16 protein-coding genes are annotated in these 14,756 nt (G+C 65.3%); 5 read left to right on the plus strand and 11 right to left on the minus strand.

Features of this window, described 5'->3' with window-relative positions:
- Positions 1-14 precede the first annotated feature (14 nt).
- Entirely contained in the window at positions 15-839 is an 825-nt protein-coding gene (locus tag JQ580_RS18650) for an aspartate dehydrogenase (RefSeq protein WP_212281504.1), read from the plus strand.
- Between the two features lie 4 nt (positions 840-843).
- Here the strand turns inward: JQ580_RS18650 and JQ580_RS18655 are convergent, their stop codons facing one another.
- The 9 genes from JQ580_RS18655 to JQ580_RS18695 all read right to left on the minus strand — a co-directional run bounded on the left by JQ580_RS18655 (position 844) and on the right by JQ580_RS18695 (position 9,194).
- Complete coding sequence (locus JQ580_RS18655; RefSeq protein WP_212281505.1) at positions 844-2,148, minus strand: PQQ-dependent sugar dehydrogenase; 1,305 nt, start codon at positions 2,146-2,148, stop codon at positions 844-846.
- A gap of 141 nt (positions 2,149-2,289) precedes the next feature.
- A complete protein-coding gene (locus JQ580_RS18660; protein ID WP_212281506.1) occupies positions 2,290-2,499 on the minus strand; it encodes a hypothetical protein in 210 nt (69 codons plus the stop codon).
- A 227-nt stretch (positions 2,500-2,726) separates the two neighbouring features.
- A complete protein-coding gene (locus JQ580_RS18665; protein WP_212281507.1) occupies positions 2,727-3,353 on the minus strand; it encodes a methyltransferase family protein in 627 nt (208 codons plus the stop codon).
- A gap of 27 nt (positions 3,354-3,380) precedes the next feature.
- Positions 3,381-4,412 (minus strand): NAD-dependent epimerase/dehydratase family protein, encoded by a 1,032-nt coding sequence (locus JQ580_RS18670; RefSeq protein WP_212281508.1) that lies wholly within the window; start codon positions 4,410-4,412, stop codon positions 3,381-3,383.
- A 28-nt stretch (positions 4,413-4,440) separates the two neighbouring features.
- A complete protein-coding gene (locus JQ580_RS18675) occupies positions 4,441-4,959 on the minus strand; it encodes an Mpo1 family 2-hydroxy fatty acid dioxygenase (protein WP_212281509.1) in 519 nt (172 codons plus the stop codon).
- A gap of 171 nt (positions 4,960-5,130) precedes the next feature.
- Positions 5,131-5,802, minus strand: a complete 672-nt coding sequence (locus JQ580_RS18680) for an OmpA family protein (RefSeq protein WP_212281510.1) — start codon at positions 5,800-5,802, stop codon at positions 5,131-5,133.
- Complete coding sequence (locus JQ580_RS18685; RefSeq protein ID WP_199580749.1) at positions 5,802-6,215, minus strand: hypothetical protein; 414 nt, start codon at positions 6,213-6,215, stop codon at positions 5,802-5,804. Before JQ580_RS18685 ends, JQ580_RS18680 begins: the two co-directional genes overlap by 1 nt.
- An 88-nt stretch (positions 6,216-6,303) precedes the next feature.
- Positions 6,304-6,591, minus strand: a complete 288-nt coding sequence (locus JQ580_RS18690) for a type II toxin-antitoxin system HicB family antitoxin (protein ID WP_212281511.1) — start codon at positions 6,589-6,591, stop codon at positions 6,304-6,306.
- Between the two features lie 8 nt (positions 6,592-6,599).
- Positions 6,600-9,194, minus strand: a complete 2,595-nt coding sequence (locus tag JQ580_RS18695; RefSeq protein ID WP_212281512.1) for an ATP-dependent helicase — start codon at positions 9,192-9,194, stop codon at positions 6,600-6,602.
- Between the two features lie 232 nt (positions 9,195-9,426).
- On the opposite strand from JQ580_RS18695, the gene JQ580_RS18700 reads away from it, so the two are divergent.
- Entirely contained in the window at positions 9,427-9,600 is a 174-nt protein-coding gene (locus tag JQ580_RS18700; RefSeq protein ID WP_106948700.1) for a DUF1328 domain-containing protein, read from the plus strand.
- A gap of 66 nt (positions 9,601-9,666) precedes the next feature.
- Here JQ580_RS18700 and JQ580_RS18705 read toward each other — a convergent pair whose 3' ends face one another.
- The gene (locus JQ580_RS18705; protein ID WP_212281513.1) at positions 9,667-10,500 is read right to left on the minus strand and encodes a class I SAM-dependent methyltransferase; all 834 of its coding nucleotides are present in this window, start codon (positions 10,498-10,500) and stop codon (positions 9,667-9,669) included.
- 193 nt (positions 10,501-10,693) lie between these two features.
- Here JQ580_RS18705 and JQ580_RS18710 point away from each other — a divergent pair, with 193 nt between their 5' ends.
- Positions 10,694-12,220, plus strand: coding sequence for a helix-turn-helix domain-containing protein (locus JQ580_RS18710; RefSeq protein ID WP_212281514.1), 1,527 nt, complete (start codon positions 10,694-10,696; stop codon positions 12,218-12,220).
- 10 nt (positions 12,221-12,230) lie between these two features.
- Here JQ580_RS18710 and JQ580_RS18715 read toward each other — a convergent pair whose 3' ends face one another.
- Positions 12,231-12,740: a thioesterase family protein gene (locus JQ580_RS18715; protein ID WP_212281515.1), complete on the minus strand. Its 510-nt coding sequence runs from the start codon at positions 12,738-12,740 to the stop codon at positions 12,231-12,233.
- An 83-nt stretch (positions 12,741-12,823) separates the two neighbouring features.
- Here JQ580_RS18715 and JQ580_RS18720 point away from each other — a divergent pair, with 83 nt between their 5' ends.
- Together JQ580_RS18720 and JQ580_RS18725 are read left to right on the plus strand one after the other, a co-directional pair.
- Positions 12,824-14,248 (plus strand): FAD-binding oxidoreductase, encoded by a 1,425-nt coding sequence (locus JQ580_RS18720; RefSeq protein ID WP_212281516.1) that lies wholly within the window; start codon positions 12,824-12,826, stop codon positions 14,246-14,248.
- Positions 14,249-14,299: 51 nt separating this feature from the next.
- Positions 14,300-14,662 carry a hypothetical protein gene (locus JQ580_RS18725; protein WP_212281517.1) on the plus strand — a complete coding sequence of 121 codons (363 nt, stop codon included), beginning with the start codon at positions 14,300-14,302 and terminating at the stop codon, positions 14,660-14,662.
- Positions 14,663-14,756 lie beyond the last annotated feature (94 nt).

Raw genomic sequence — 14,756 nt, forward strand, 5'->3', positions numbered from 1 at the left:
GAAAGCAGGATGCGATGACCGGACAGAAAGCCTCTCACGATTTGCGGGTTGCCATCGCAGGCCTGGGCTCGATCGGCACCAAGATCGCCACCGCGCTCGATCAGGGCATCGAGGGGCTGACGCTGTCCGCCGTGGCCGTGCGCGATCCCGCCAAGCATCAGGCCTTCATCGGCGGTCTGCGTCGTCCGCCGAAGATCCTGCCGATCGACCAACTCGGCGAGGTCGCCGACATCGTCGTCGAATGTGCACCGAGCAGCCAGTTGCGCGCGATCGTCGAGCCTGCCGTGAAGCGCGGCAGGGCCGCGGTCGTCGTCAGCGTCGGCGGATTGCTCGATAATTTCGATCTCGTCGATCTCGCACGTGCCAATGGCGGCCGCATCATCGTGCCGACCGGCGCGCTGATCGGGCTGGATGCCGTCAACGCCGCGGCCATCGGCACGATCCATTCCGTGAAGATGGTGACGCGCAAGCCGATCGACGGACTGAAGGGAGCGCCCTTCATCGTGCAGAACAACATCGACATCGACAATCTGCGCGAGCCGCTCAAACTGTTCGAGGGCAGCGCGCGGGAAGCGGCGAAGGGTTTTCCGGCCAACGTCAATGTCGCCGTCGCGCTGTCGCTGGCGGGCATCGGGCCCGACCGTACCCAGATCCAGGTCTGGGCCGACCCGACCGTGACGCGCAACGTTCACCGCATCGAGGTCGAGGCGGATTCGGCGCGCTTCTCGATGGGCATCGAGAACATCCCGTCGGAGAATCCCAAGACCGGGCTGATCACGGCGCTGTCGGTGATCGCGCTGCTCCGCAAGCAGCGCGCCACGCTGTGTGTGGGGACGTGATGTTTTACGCGCCCGTCACGCGCCAGATCACGTTGCCGACGTCGTCGGCCATCAGCAGTGATGTCTTGTCGGGGCCGATCACGACGCCGACCGGGCGGCCGTAGGATTCCTTCTCGTCCGGGGACAGGAAGCCCGACAGGATGTCGCGGCCGGGACCGGAGGGCTTGCCGTTCTCGAACGGGATGAACACCAGCTTGTAGCCGGACAAGGTGCTGCGATTCCACGAGCCGTGCTGGCCGATCACCATGCCGTCGGGGAAACCCGGCAGCGTGCCTGCGGGCATCCAGCACAGGCCGAGCGAGGCGGTGTGGCCACCGAGCGCGTAGTCCGGCTGAATCGCCTTGGCGACCATCGCAGGATCCTGCGGCACGCGGTCGTCCACCGTCTTGCCCCAGTAGCAATAGGGCCAGCCGTAGAAGCCGCCGTCGCGCACCGAGGTGAGATAATCCGGCGGTGTCTCGTCGCCGAGCCCGTCGCGCTCGTTGACGACGGTCCAGAGCACACCCGTATTCGGTTCCCACGCCAGCCCGACCGGGTTTCGCAGGCCAGCGCCGAAAATGCGGTGCGTGCCGGCGACGAGGTCGAGCTCGTAGACCGCGGCGCGGCCTTCCTCGACCTCCAAACCCATCTCCGCGATGTTGCTGAGCGAGCCGACGCCGGCATAGAGCTTCTTGCCGTCGGGGCTTGCAAGCAGGCTGCGGGTCCAGTGCCCGCCCGGCTTGAAAGTGGTGAGGCGCTTGCCCGGCGCGGTGATGCGGTCGGCGTTGGCGACGTAAGGGAAGGCCATGACGCCGTCGGTGTTGCCGACATAGAAGGTGTCGCCGATCAGCGCCATGCCGAAGGGCTGGCTGAGGTTTTCCATGAAGGCACCGCGAACTTCCGCGACGCCGTCGCCGTCCTTGTCGCGCAGCAGCGTGATGCGGTCGGCGGACACGCCGAGCGCCGCGGCGCGTCGCATCGTCGCCTGCATCGCATAGTGAAACACGCTGCGCGGTTTGCCCGCGATCTGCGTTGCTTCGGCGATCAACACGTCGCCATTGGGCAGCACCTCGATCCAGCGCGGATGGTCGAGTGCGGTCGCGAACGCGTTGACCTTGAGCCCGCGCGCGACGGTCGGCTTCTGCCCCTCGCTCCAGCCGCGCGCGGTCGGCATTTTCAAGGTCGGGATCGCGCCTTGCGGCTTCGCCTCGGGAATGGCGGGTGTCTCTCCCCAAGCCGGCGCGGGCACGGTGCCCGACAGCCTTCGCCATTGCAGCGCGATGCCGCCGAGAAGCGCAACGAACTGCGCAAAGATGCTGGAGAAGGTCATGTAAAGGCCCCTGATTGCGCGCGCATCCAACTGGTTGACGGGGCAGACGTCAACCTGTGTGGGGTGAGGGCCGGGCCTATTCCCGCGGAATGGCAGCCGATCGATTTTGCATGACGGGCGTCGACGGTCGTTGCCCGGAGGTCAGCCTCGGATTTGCCGTTCCAGCTGCCGTGCCACGCGAAAATCATCGAGGTGCTGGATGTTCGGGGCCAGTGCAGCCTCCTTGGACAGCAGGTGATAGACCCGCGCCACCGTGCGCTGCTTCTCTTTCGGCCGTCCGCGCGGCAGGGCCCGCGCCTTGCGGATGGCGGCAATCGCGTGCTCGCGGAAATAATCGTAGGCGTCCGACATGGCTCGATGCTCTGCAGCGGGTGGCAGCTGTCGAGAGGTAACGGGTTCGAGGGAGCGTGGTTCCTTGGTGCGTCAGGTCGTGTCCCGGACGCAGCGCAGTGCGCCTTCGCGGTGCGCTGAAGAGCCGGGGCCCATCTCACCGCGTACCACCGTCGCTAGCTGAGCCCGCGCAGCAGCGTTTGCACGTTGCGCATCCGGACTCGAGAGTGACGCGAGCTGCTAAACCTTCACCGCGGCGACAGGAACGGGATGATCATCGGCACACGGCGGCAATAAGCGCCGTAGGAGTCCTCGCCGAGCTCCTTGGAGAGAAATACCTCTTCCATCCGGCCCTTCTGCCACATGCCGACCGAGATCAGGATCGCGCCGAGGATCGTCGTCACCAGGCCAATTGCAACGCCGGTCACCAGCATGCCGAAGATCAGTCCCGTGTAGATCGGGTGACGCACGATGCCGTAGGGGCCGGTGTCGATGACGCGGTGGTCTTCCTTGTGGGTGATGGTGTTCGACCAGAATTTTCCGAGATGCAGCCGGCCCCACCAGGCGAAGGCGATGCCGGCGGCCGACAGGATTGCGGCGATGTAGATACCGGTGTTGCCGAGCACCCAAAGCGGCTTCCAACCCAAGAGCTGTGCAACCCACGGCGTGTACAGGATGCCGCCGATCAGGATAGGCAGACGATAGCGCTGCGACTCCAGCGTCATGACCTGCTTCTTGGTCCGCCCCTGCCAGAACGATGCACCGATCCAACTGATGAGAAAGGCGAGCCAGACCAATGCCAGGAGTTCGGTCGGCCAGGCCGTGGTCCAGCCACCCCAGGCGACGGAGAGAAGCTTGCTGAAATCGAAGGACATGAAGGTTCTTTGCGTTGGGCGGCGGCGTTAGCTCGCGCGCGAGGAGAGCGCGTGGTGTTCGAGGGCGCCGGAGGGCTGCTGGCCGTTGCGGGCGAGCAGATGGGTGATGGTTTCGCGCAGCACGGGCTCGATCGGACGCGGCGAATAGCCGAGTTCGGTGCGCGCCTTGTCGATCGAGAGGTCGCTGGCGGCGAGCGCGATGCGCACACCTTCGGCGGTGCCGTTGGGCGGCCGGCGCGTGAAATGGTCGGCGATGTATTCCAGCATGATCGCGGAGAGCTCGGCGATTCTGCCGGGCACGACGATCGGATACTGCCGCCGGCCGCTCATCGCCGCCATCATCCGCAGGATCTTGCCGAGCGGGACGCAGTCGCCGCCCAGGATATAGCGTTGGCCGATGCGGCCTCGCTCCATGGTCAGCACGAGGCCCATGGCGACGTCGCGGACATCGACGAGGTTGACCAGGAAGTTGAGGTGCGGCTGCACCTTCTTCTGGAGGAAGTACCACAGCATCGCCGTCGGGGGCGTCAGATTGTGGTCGGCGGCGCCGATCGGCATGGTCGGCGTGCCGATCACGAGCGGGAAGCCGCCGGCCGCCGCTTTCGCGGCATGATGCTCGGCGAGCGACTTCGACCGCGTATAGGCACCCGGCATCGCGTCAGCCGGCTGCAGCGCCTCTTCGGCGGCAGCGCCCTTGAGATCGGTATAGGGGAACAGGATGGATTCCGTCGAGCAGTGCAGGAAGCGCGACACGCCGCGCTTCATCGCGGCTGCGAGCACCACCTCGGTGCCGCGGAAATTGACGTCGTGAAAGTCCTGCTTGTGGGCGACCCACATGCCGGGCAGCCCGGCGAGATGATAGACCTGATCGACCCCGGCGACCGCGGTATCGACCGCGGCGCCGTCCAGCACCGAACCCTGGATATGCTCGACGTCCGCGTTCGCTGCGGCCGGTGCACGGACATCGAGAACGCGCACCCGCTGCCCACGGGCGCGGAGCGCTTCTACGAGGTGATGTCCGATGAAGCCACTGCCACCGGTAACCAGGACGAGAGCCATGCAGAAGGTTGCTGTTTCGCTTCGAGAACTATCGGGTTGAAAGGGAATTGGCCGGAAGAGGCGCCAGAATCGCGGCAAGGTCGCGACGGAAGCCCAGTGCAATGAATAATTTTGCCATCACGAACATCGGTCCGAGCAAAAGGTGCGACGGAAAAGTGAACAACGAGGCTTCGCGGCCCTCGAAAACCTTGTGGCCGATGGTCTGCGCGGCGACGCCAAGCACGACCAGCGCGGCGAAAATCGCCCACATCGACGCGGTGCTGACTTGCGCCGCAACGGTTGCCGCAACCGAAAATAGCATGATCGAGACCGCCAAAATCCCGATCCCCAACGCCACATCGAGCAGCAGCCAATAGATCAGGACCGGCAAGGCCAGAATCACGGCGAGGCTGACGTCAAAACCGAACAGCGGCAGCCGGACCAGCGTCAGCGGCATCACGGCGCCGGTGAACAACAGGAGAATGCCGACCACATGCATCGCCGTGTTCCGGAGGTCGCGATGGTACTCGACATAAACGGCAAGTTGGCGCTGGAAATAGCCACCCATTTCGGTCTCATGCAACTCGGGGTCGGGAAGGGCGAACAGTGCCTATAGCACCGGACCGGGCGGTGCACAAACCGCCGCTCATGTCGCGTGAAACCGTATCAGCGCGCCCGGGACACGCTACAAAATGATCGCGACTTCAAAGGGTTCCCGCAGGTGCAAAGCTGCGTGCGCTCAGCGTTTCTTGGCGGGCTTTTTCGCCGCAGGCGCGGGCGCCGCAGCCGGACGCGCAGGTGCGTCCTCGGGCACCTTGGCATAGGTCAGGATTTGCAACTGGCCGTTGACGGCCGCGGTCGGCTTGGCCCGGTCGAGAAACTGCTCCTCGCCGAGGCCGATCGGATGCAGCCGCTTGGTCGAGATCTTGAACGTGTTCACCAGCACGTCACGGATCGCGTCGGCGCGCCGCTGGCTCAGGATCGCGTTGGCCTCCCGCGTCTTCGAGTTGGATTCGACGTGGCCGACGATCAGGAACGTGTAGGGCAGCAGCGAGGAATGAACCAGCGCGTCCGCGATGCGGCCGACGGTCTGGTAGGAGGCCGGCTGGATGATCGGCGTGTCGGCATCGAACTGGATCAGCGCGTTGAAGGCGGGCAGCTTGGCGAGGTCAGGCGCGATCGGCGGCCGGTTCACCGGACCCGGATCGTTCTTGATCCTGGTCTTGGCGCGCTCCATCACCTGCTGCTTCAGCGCGGGAAGGTCGATCTCCGCGGCTTCTTCGAAATGGTTGAGCTTGCCGACGATGTCGTCGCGGGTCGGCGCCGACGTCTGGGCGCCGGCCGCGCCGGCGAGCCCAGCAAGGCCGAGCACGACCGCAGCTCCGGCAATGACGAGCCTGCTCGCGCGCATCAGCGGTACCCCGCATCGTCGACGGCCTTCAGGCAGTTGTTGCTGATGCCCTTGGGCGTCGAAACCAGGCAGGGGACCGACTTGCTGGTCTCCTTGGTCGAGCCGCCGCAGACCTTGACGATCTCGCGCTGGCAGGCGTTCGCCACCGTGACGCGCGCGGCGACGCGCTTCTGGATGGCGTCGAATGCGCCGAGATAGTCGCTCGCGCACTGCTGGGACAGCACGTCGCGATTGCGCGACAGGCACTCCTTCAGGCGGGTCGAATCCGGGTTGACGCCGCGGCAATTGGCGACGATTTCCGCGCCGCAGCTTTTGGCCAGCAGCCCGATCGAATCGCCAAAGCTCATGGTCTCCGCCGCCGCAAGCGACGGCATCCCCAATGCCAGCAAGATCAGTGTGATGCCTCGGACCATGGGCGCATCTGATACGGGGAAGTTCGCGATGGTCAAGACCTGTTCGGGCGAGAACTGTCGAGAGTTCGGCCGGTGCGGCGAACAGTCCTCACTGGTCGGCGTCGTCGCGGGGCGGCCATTCGATCAGGGCGACCGTGAGTTTGTTGAGGTCGTCTGCGAACTCAGGGTCGGCCTTGAGCTCGTCCAGCGTGCGCGGTGGGGGGAGCTGCCGGCCGTCCGCCATCAGCTCCTGCGCATAGAACGCGAGCGCCTCGGGTGCACTTTCCAGGGCCTCCTCGACATCGTCACCGCCGGAAATGCAGCCGGGCAGGTCCGGAAACCACAGGCTGACGGCGTCGGGATCGGTGTCCTCGATGACGGCGACATACTGAGCCATGTCGTGGCTCACGCCCGCTGCACGAAACTGTCCACGACTTTCTTCTCGCCGGCCTTGTCGAAGTGGATCGTGAGCTTGTTGCCGTCGATCTTGGTGACGTGGCCGTAACCAAATTTCTGGTGGAAGACGCGGTCGGACAGCGAGAAGTCCGAGGTCGTGCCGGTCGATTTGGCGACCAGCTCGCCCTCGATGGTCATCGGACCGCGGCGGCGTGAGGAGAAGCTGCCGAAGTCGGGGCCCGACGACGCGGAGGACGAGAACGTCGCGGCGTCTTCCTCGAAACCGCCGCTCCCTCCGCCGCCGTTGCGGCCGCCACCCCGATTGCGGTTGGCTTGCGCGCGCTGCCAGCCCGGCGTCGAATAGGTCGAGCCGAAGGCTTCCATGTCGTCGAAGCGCGAGGCGCCGTAACCGCCGGTGCCGCCCCAGGCCGAGCCGCCCTTGGATTCGGTGATCTCGACATTGGCCGCCGGCAACTCGTCGAGGAAGCGCGAGGGGATCGTGGTCGACCAGGTGCCGTGGATGCGGCGGTTGGTGGCGAAATAGATCATGGCACGGCGGCGGGCGCGGGTCAGGCCGACATGGCCGAGCCGACGCTCTTCTTCCAGCCCCGCGCGGCCCTGTTCGTCAAGCGTGCGCTGGCTCGGGAACAGACCTTCTTCCCAGCCCGGCAAGAACACGTTGTCGAATTCGAGTCCCTTGGCCGAATGCAGCGTCATCAGCGATACCGCGTCTTCGTCGGCGCCGCTGTCACGGTCCATCACCAGCGAGATGTGCTCGAGGAAGCCCTGCAGGTTCTCGAATTCCTCCATCGAGCGCACGAGTTCTTTGAGGTTCTCCAGCCGGCCGGCGGCATCCGCCGAACGGTCCTTCTGCCACATCTCGGTGTAGCCGCTCTCGTCGAGCACGATCTGGGCGAGGTCGGTGTGGGCGGTGACCTCGCGCTGGGCGCGCCAGCGGTCGAACTGAGTGACAACCTCGCGCAGGCTTCCCCGAGCCTTCGGCTTCAGCTCGTCGGTCTCGACCACGGCGCGCGCCGCCTCGAACAAGGGAATGCGACGCTTGCGGGCATGGTCGTGCAGCATCTGCACGGTGGCATCGCCGAGTCCCCGCTTGGGCACGTTGACGATGCGCTCGAAGGCGAGGTCGTCGGCCGGCGAGTTGATGACGCGCAAGTACGCCAGCGCGTCACGGATTTCGGCGCGCTCGTAGAAGCGGGGGCCGCCGATGACGCGATAGGGCAGGCCGAGCGTGACGAAGCGGTCTTCGAACTCGCGCATCTGGTAAGAGGCACGCACCAGAATGGCGACCTCATTGAGCTTCTCGCCCTTGCGCTGGATCTGCTCGATCTCCTCGCCGATGCCGCGGGCTTCCTCTTCGGAATCCCAAGAACCCGTCACGGTGACCTTCTCGCCGTCCTGGTCCTCGGTGCGCAGCGTCTTGCCGAGCCGGCCTTCGTTGTGTGCGATCAGATGCGAGGCGGCGGCGAGGATGTGGCCGGTCGAGCGGTAGTTGCGCTCGAGGCGAATGACCTTGGCGCCGGGGAAGTCGTGGTCGAAGCGCAGGATGTTGTCGACCTCGGCGCCGCGCCAGCCATAGATCGACTGGTCGTCGTCGCCGACGCAGCAGATGTTCTTGACGTGAGGCTTGTTGTTCGCATCGGGCAGCGCAACATCACTATGCTCGTCATCGCCGGGCCCATGTGAAGCATCGAGATCCGGTGATCCACCGTCTGAAGACGCAATGGATTGCCGGGGCAAGCCCGGCAATGACGGGGTGGAAGACGGCGACTGCGACAGCAGCCGCAGCCACAGATACTGCGCGACGTTGGTGTCCTGATATTCGTCGACCAGGATGAATTTGAAGCGCTGCTGGTACTGCCGCAGAATATCCGGGTGCTCGCGGAAGATGCGGATGTCCTCGAGCAGCAGATCGCCGAAATCGGCCGCATTCAAAATCTTCAGCCGCTCCTGATAGCTCGCATACAGCTTGCCGCCCTTGCCGTTGGCAAAGATAGCGGCTTCTCCTGCCGGCACCTGCGACGGCGTCAAGCCGCGGTTCTTCCAGCCGTCGATCAGGCCGGCGAGCATGCGTGCCGGCCAACGCTTGTCGTCGATGTTGTCGGCCTGCAGCAGTTGCTTCAGCAGCCGCACCTGGTCGTCGGTGTCCAGCACGGTGAAGTTCGACTTGAGCTGCGCCAGCTCGGCATGGGTCCGCAGGATACGGCCGCCGATGGAGTGGAAGGTGCCGAGCCAAGGCATGCCCTCGACGGCGTGGCCGAGCATCTGGCCGAGCCGGTGCTTCATCTCGCGCGCGGCCTTGTTGGTGAAGGTCACCGACAGGATCTCGGCGGGGCGGGCGCGGCCCTGGCTCAGGATATGGGCGATCCGCGTCGTCAGCACGCGCGTCTTGCCGGTGCCGGCGCCGGCCAGCACCAGGACCGGGCCGTCCAGTGTCTCCACGGCCTCGCGCTGCTCCGGATTGAGCCCGGACAGATATTTCGGGCCCACCGAGGCGCGCGCACGCGCGGCGATGCCTCCGGCTGCGGGCTGGTGGTCAGGTACGGTCTGGGTCGTGATTTTGCTCGGCTCGGTCATGCGAATCATTGGCCCCACGATGGCACCGCGGGGTAGCGGAAGGGAGCCTTCTAACAGGGATCGGTGAGTATATGGGGCCGCGGAACGAGGTTTTCCACGTGCACGGCGAGCCAATTTGTTCCGAAGACCCTTGCGAATTTCCGCGCCGGGCTGGCCGGAACAATTGTTCCAGCGTCGAGATTGTCTGGGCAGGTGGTGCGGCCCGCCGCGCCAGAGCAAACATCAAGACGAGGATTTCACCATGCTTGGCTGGGTTGTGACATTTCTGGTTATCGCGTTGATCGCCGGCATCCTGGGCTTCGGCGGCATCGCCGGCGCTTCGATCGAGATCGCCAAGATCATCTTCTTCATCGCGATCGTTCTGTTCTTGGTCTCGGCCGTTGTCGGCCTGGCCCGCGGTCGCAACAGGGTTTGATCGCGATCATGCGAGCGCGCGCGAGCCTGCCGTGACGGGCTCGCGCGCATTCGCTTCCGACAAGCCTCAGCGCCTCGTGATGACGACCTCCAGATACTCGCTGGGCACGACCATGCTGCCATCTTTGGCTCTGTTCGTGGATGCGATGAGCCGCAACAGATCCTGCGTCAGGCTTGCCTGCTGGTTGGCATCCAAGGCCGCATAGGCTTTCAGGACGGGACCATAAAACGTCTTGAACACTTCGAGGAAGTGCTCCGGCGAGCGATACCGGAAGGTGAATTGCCGATTTTCGGCCGTTATCTCGGCCGCGGCGGCGGCAAATAGTTGTTCCAGATGCTGACGCGTGCCCCACAATGCCGGCGACAACGCGCCGGACGGCGGCGGCAGATACTTGCCGAGCGTCTTGAATACCTGTCCGATGAAACCGTCCGGCGTCCAGTTGGCGAGCCCGATTTTGCCGCCGCTTCGGCACACCCGCAGCATCTCACCTGCCGCCTTGGCGTGATCGGGCGTGAACATCACGCCGAAGGTGGACACCACCGCATCAAAGGTCCCGTCGGCAAAGCCCAATTGCTCTGCATCCGCTTCCTTGAATTCGATGGCGAGGCCATCGGCTATCGCGCGGGCGCGCGCACGATCGAGCAGGGCTGGAACGTAATCGGTCGAGATGACATGGCACCAGCGGCGAGCTGCGGCCAGCGAAGCGTTGCCGTTGCCGGCGGCGACGTCGAGAACCGACTGTCCCGCGCGGATATCCATCGCCTCGCACAGCTCTTCGCCGACGATCTGGAGCGTGGTGCCGACAACGGCGTAGTCGCCTGACGACCAGGCGCCTTGCTGCCGGGTCTTGAGGGCCGCGAGATCGATCGCGGGGGCCTGGGCAATTGCGGAAATGGTCATGATCGGGATCCTTTTCAGTGTTCGCGATCCTGCACCCGCAGGAATTGGAGCGGCGCGAATAGGCCTGCGCGTGCTGGTCCCAGGGAACTAGGCCGCGAAGGTCCTTGCGGACTATCCGTTTCGCGACAGGACTATCCGCATCCGTGAACTTTTCGTCCGGAGGCAAGACCACTTTCTGAAGGAGGCTGACGCGATGACCGGAAGCGATGATCGCCCACCGGGTCCGCTGCCGCGCAGCGTGCGGACCGCACTGGATGCGATGTGCAACACCAGCGAGCGCCGCTGGACCGTTGCCGAACTCGCCGAACTCGCGGGCGTATCGGGTCGTACCCTGCAACGGCACTGCATGACGTTTCTCGGCAAATCGCCGCAGGAGATCATGCGCGACCGGGGCTTTGACTGCGCGCGGCGCGAGTTCTTGCGCGCGCTGCCCGGAACGCGGGTGATGGACGTGGCCTTGCGCTGCGGTTTCACCCACTTCGGCCGGTTCTCGATTGGATATCGGCAAAGGTTCGGTGAAACACCGTCCGAGACGATCAGCCGCCAGATGCGTCTTGCGGCCGGGTTGAAGTCGAGGTGGCAGGGGGGCAGGACCTCATGCGATGAGCCCATGATCCATCTTGGCCTGATCGAGGCCGATCCCTCCATTCGGCCGCGCATGGACGATATCGCCGACGAGATTGCCGTCGCCATGATGCGGATCGGGTTGCCGGTTGCGGCCGAGCCGCGTTCGGCGCGCTATCAGCTGGTCGGAGCGGTGAGGGGGACTGGCCGCGGCCAGCGGCTCCTGCTCCGCCTGATCGACCGGCACGGCGGCCGTCAGATCTGGGCTCACCGCATCGACGATCCGGTTGGCGCGTCAGCCGACATCGAACGACTGGCCGCAGGCGTGGTCGGCTCCTTGCAGCCCGGCCTGCGTGCCGTCGAAATCGATCAGGTGCTGGGCCGACCGCTCGCCGAACTCGGCCCTCGCGAACTCGCCCTGCGCGCAATGCCGGGTGTTCTTTCGCTCGACGAAGCCGGAAATGCCCGCGCGCTGGAACTTCTGGACCGCGCTCTGGCGTGCCACCCGTCGCACGCGCTCTCCGCTGCGCTTGCAGCTTGGGTCCATGCTCAGCGGGTGGTCTACCACTTCACCGCAGACATTCGGGAAGACCGGGCGCGAGGCCTGGAATTGGCCCGGCGGGCACAGACCCGTTCCTCCGATCCGACCGTGCTCGCGGTCGTCGGAACAGCGCTGACCCTGCTCGACGAACTCGACGGCGCGGCACTCGTGATCCAGAAGGCGCTGGCGGCCAATGGCGCCTCCGCCTGGGCGTGGAGTCGCAGCGGATGGCTCGATGTCTACCGGGGCGATTCGGACTCGGCGATCGAACGCTTCAAGATCGCCCTCGACCTGGCGCCGCAGGATCCTCTCGCCTTCAACAGCACCATCGGGATCGGCTGTGCCTATTTCTATGCCGGCAACTATGCCGCCGCAGCGCGCTGGCAGGCGCGGGGCCTGGCTGAGCATCCGTCGGCAGCCTGGGTGCACCGGACCTTATGTCCCGCCTATGTCCTGACCGGTGCGCGCCCGGAAGCCGGCCGAAGCCTCGGAGCGCTGCGATCGAGCTATCCCGACCTCACTTTGTCGCAAGTGCAGCTCGGCATGCCGCCCCTGCAGCAAACCTATCGGGATCTCATTCTCGAAGCGCTCTCGGAAGCCGGTCTGCCCGATTAGCGCGGAACTTTCACCCAAACTTGGCCGGCATCGCGATCCTGCGTCCGATACCTTCCGGCCGCGGCGCCGCACCATGCGCCTTGCGAACGGCCTGGATCCGCTCGCGGATATCGGGTGGGAACGGCGCCACCTTGCGCGCCGTCATATCCATGTGCAGCGACATGTTCTCGGAGGTCGCCGACAGCCAGCCCTCGGTCGCGTGCCGCATCTCCTCGAACGTGTGCAGGCGTTTGTCGTCGGCTTCCAGCAGCCAGACCAGGACCTGCACGGGATCGCCGAGGTGGATTTCGCGCAAATACCGCACGTGGCATTCGGCAGTGAAGGTCGAACCGCCGCGCTCCTTCATGTAAGCCGGCCCGATGCCGAGTTCGCTCCAGAGCTGGTCGATCGCGCGGTCGAACATCACGTTGTAATAGGCCATGTTGAGATGGCCGTTATAGTCGATCCATTGCGGCTCGATCTGCATGATCGAGGCGCGGAACGGTTCGGCCTTCGGCGCTGAGGCGGCGGTCTCGGGCATCGTTTCCTTCCAGCTATGCGTCCGGTCGCTTGACTTGACCGGCTTTATGTCCTTTGCCACGGTTCTTCTGTCGGGAGGAATTCGTGGGCACCACCATCACCAATAATCCGCCGCGGCCAGCGCCGAAAGCCCTCGCGAGCGCCTTGGAGCAGCTTGCCGCACGCTTCGGCAACCGCCTCATCACCTCGCAGGCCGTCCGCGAGCAGCACGGCCATACCACCACCTGGATTCCCAACCAGCCGCCGGATGGCGTGGTGATGGCGCAGGAAACCGCCGACATCCAGGACGTGGTGCGGATCTGCGCGAGGAACGGCGTTCCCGTCATTCCTTTCGGCACCGGCACCTCGCTCGAGGGCCAAGTCAACGCGCCTGCCGGCGGTATCTCGATCGACCTTCGCGACATGAACAAGGTGCTCGCGGTTCATGCCGAGGACCTCGACTGCGTGATCCAGCCCGGCGTCACTCGCAAGGCGCTGAACGAGCATCTGCGCGACCAGGGCCTGTTCTTCCCGATCGATCCCGGCGCCGACGCCTCGCTCGGCGGCATGGCCTCGACCCGTGCCTCCGGCACCAACGCGGTGCGCTACGGCACCATGCGCGACAGCGTGCTGGCGCTGAAGGTGGTGCGCGGCGACGGCGAGATCATCACGACCGGCACGCGCGCCAAGAAGTCATCGGCGGGCTACGACCTGACGCATCTTTTCGTCGGCGCCGAAGGCACGCTCGGCATCATCTCGGAATTGACCATCCGTCTGCGCGGCATTCCCGAGACCATCGCGGCCGGGGCGGTGTCGTTCGAGAGCGTGCATGGAGCCTGTCAGGCCGTGATCCTGGCGATCCAGACCGGCATACCCGTGGCGCGCATCGAGCTGCTCAACGCCGCGCAGGTGAAGGCCTGCAATGCCTATTCGAAGCTGACGCTGCCGGAAACTCCGCTGCTGTTGATGGAATTCCACGGCAGCGAGATCGAAGTCGCCGAGCAGTCCAAGGCCTTCGGCGAGATCGCCAGGGATTGCGGTGGCGGCGACTTCTCGTGGACCACCAAGCCGGAGGATCGCACCAAGTTGTGGCAGGCGCGGCACGACGCCTATTGGTCGGTCAAGGCATTGCGCCCCGGCGACAGCATCGGCGTGGTCGCGACCGACGTCTGCGTGCCGATCTCGCGGCTGGCCGATTGTGTCAGCGAGACCGAGGAAGATCTCAAGCGCCTGAACCTTCTGTCGCCGATCGTGGGCCATGTCGGCGACGGCAATTTCCATTGCTCGCTCGTGTGTGACACCAACGACGCCGCCGAGATGGCGCGCGGCGAGGAGTTCATGCATCGCCTGGTCGAGCGCGCGCAGGCGATGGACGGTACCTGCACAGGCGAGCACGGCATCGGCCAGGGCAAGCAGAAATATCTCAAGGCCGAGCTCGGACCTGAGGCGCTCGATGCGATGCGGGCGCTGAAGAAGGCGCTCGATCCGCTCAACATCTTCAACCCCGGCAAGATCGTGCCCGAGGCGTAGCGCGCAGGCCGAGCGCCGTTTATGCTCGCTCCATCAGCTACGGAGCGGGCTATGCGCTGGTTCGCGCGAAAGACGCGACAGGATATCTGGGACGAAGCGATCGAAGCACCGCTCGGCGACATCGAGGCCGCCGAGCGCATTCGCGCGATCTGCGATGCCGCGGCTCCGAGCGCCACACGAGCTGCGCAGGGCGACAAGCGCGAGGGCGAGCGCTACGAGCGCGCGGCCAAGGTCGCGATGGAAATCGCGATGAAGATCTCGGATGGACTGATGCGCGACGATGCCGTCCATCGCATCGTCGATCTCTGCATGACGGCCAACGACCTCAAGACTGCACAGATCCTGTTCCGCGCGATCCATGCCGGCTGGATTCGCGAGACGGTGCAGCGGGATCACCCGACGCTGGCGTCGTAAGAGGCGACCGTCGCGACTCGGGAGGTGCGCTCCCTTCCCCGCCTGGGGGAGGGAGAGGGTATCTCCTCAACGGGACAGCCCCTGGACGAAAGAA

Source organism: Bradyrhizobium sp. SZCCT0148 (assembly GCF_018129985.1).
Classification (GTDB): Bacteria; Pseudomonadota; Alphaproteobacteria; order Rhizobiales; family Xanthobacteraceae; genus Bradyrhizobium; species Bradyrhizobium japonicum_H.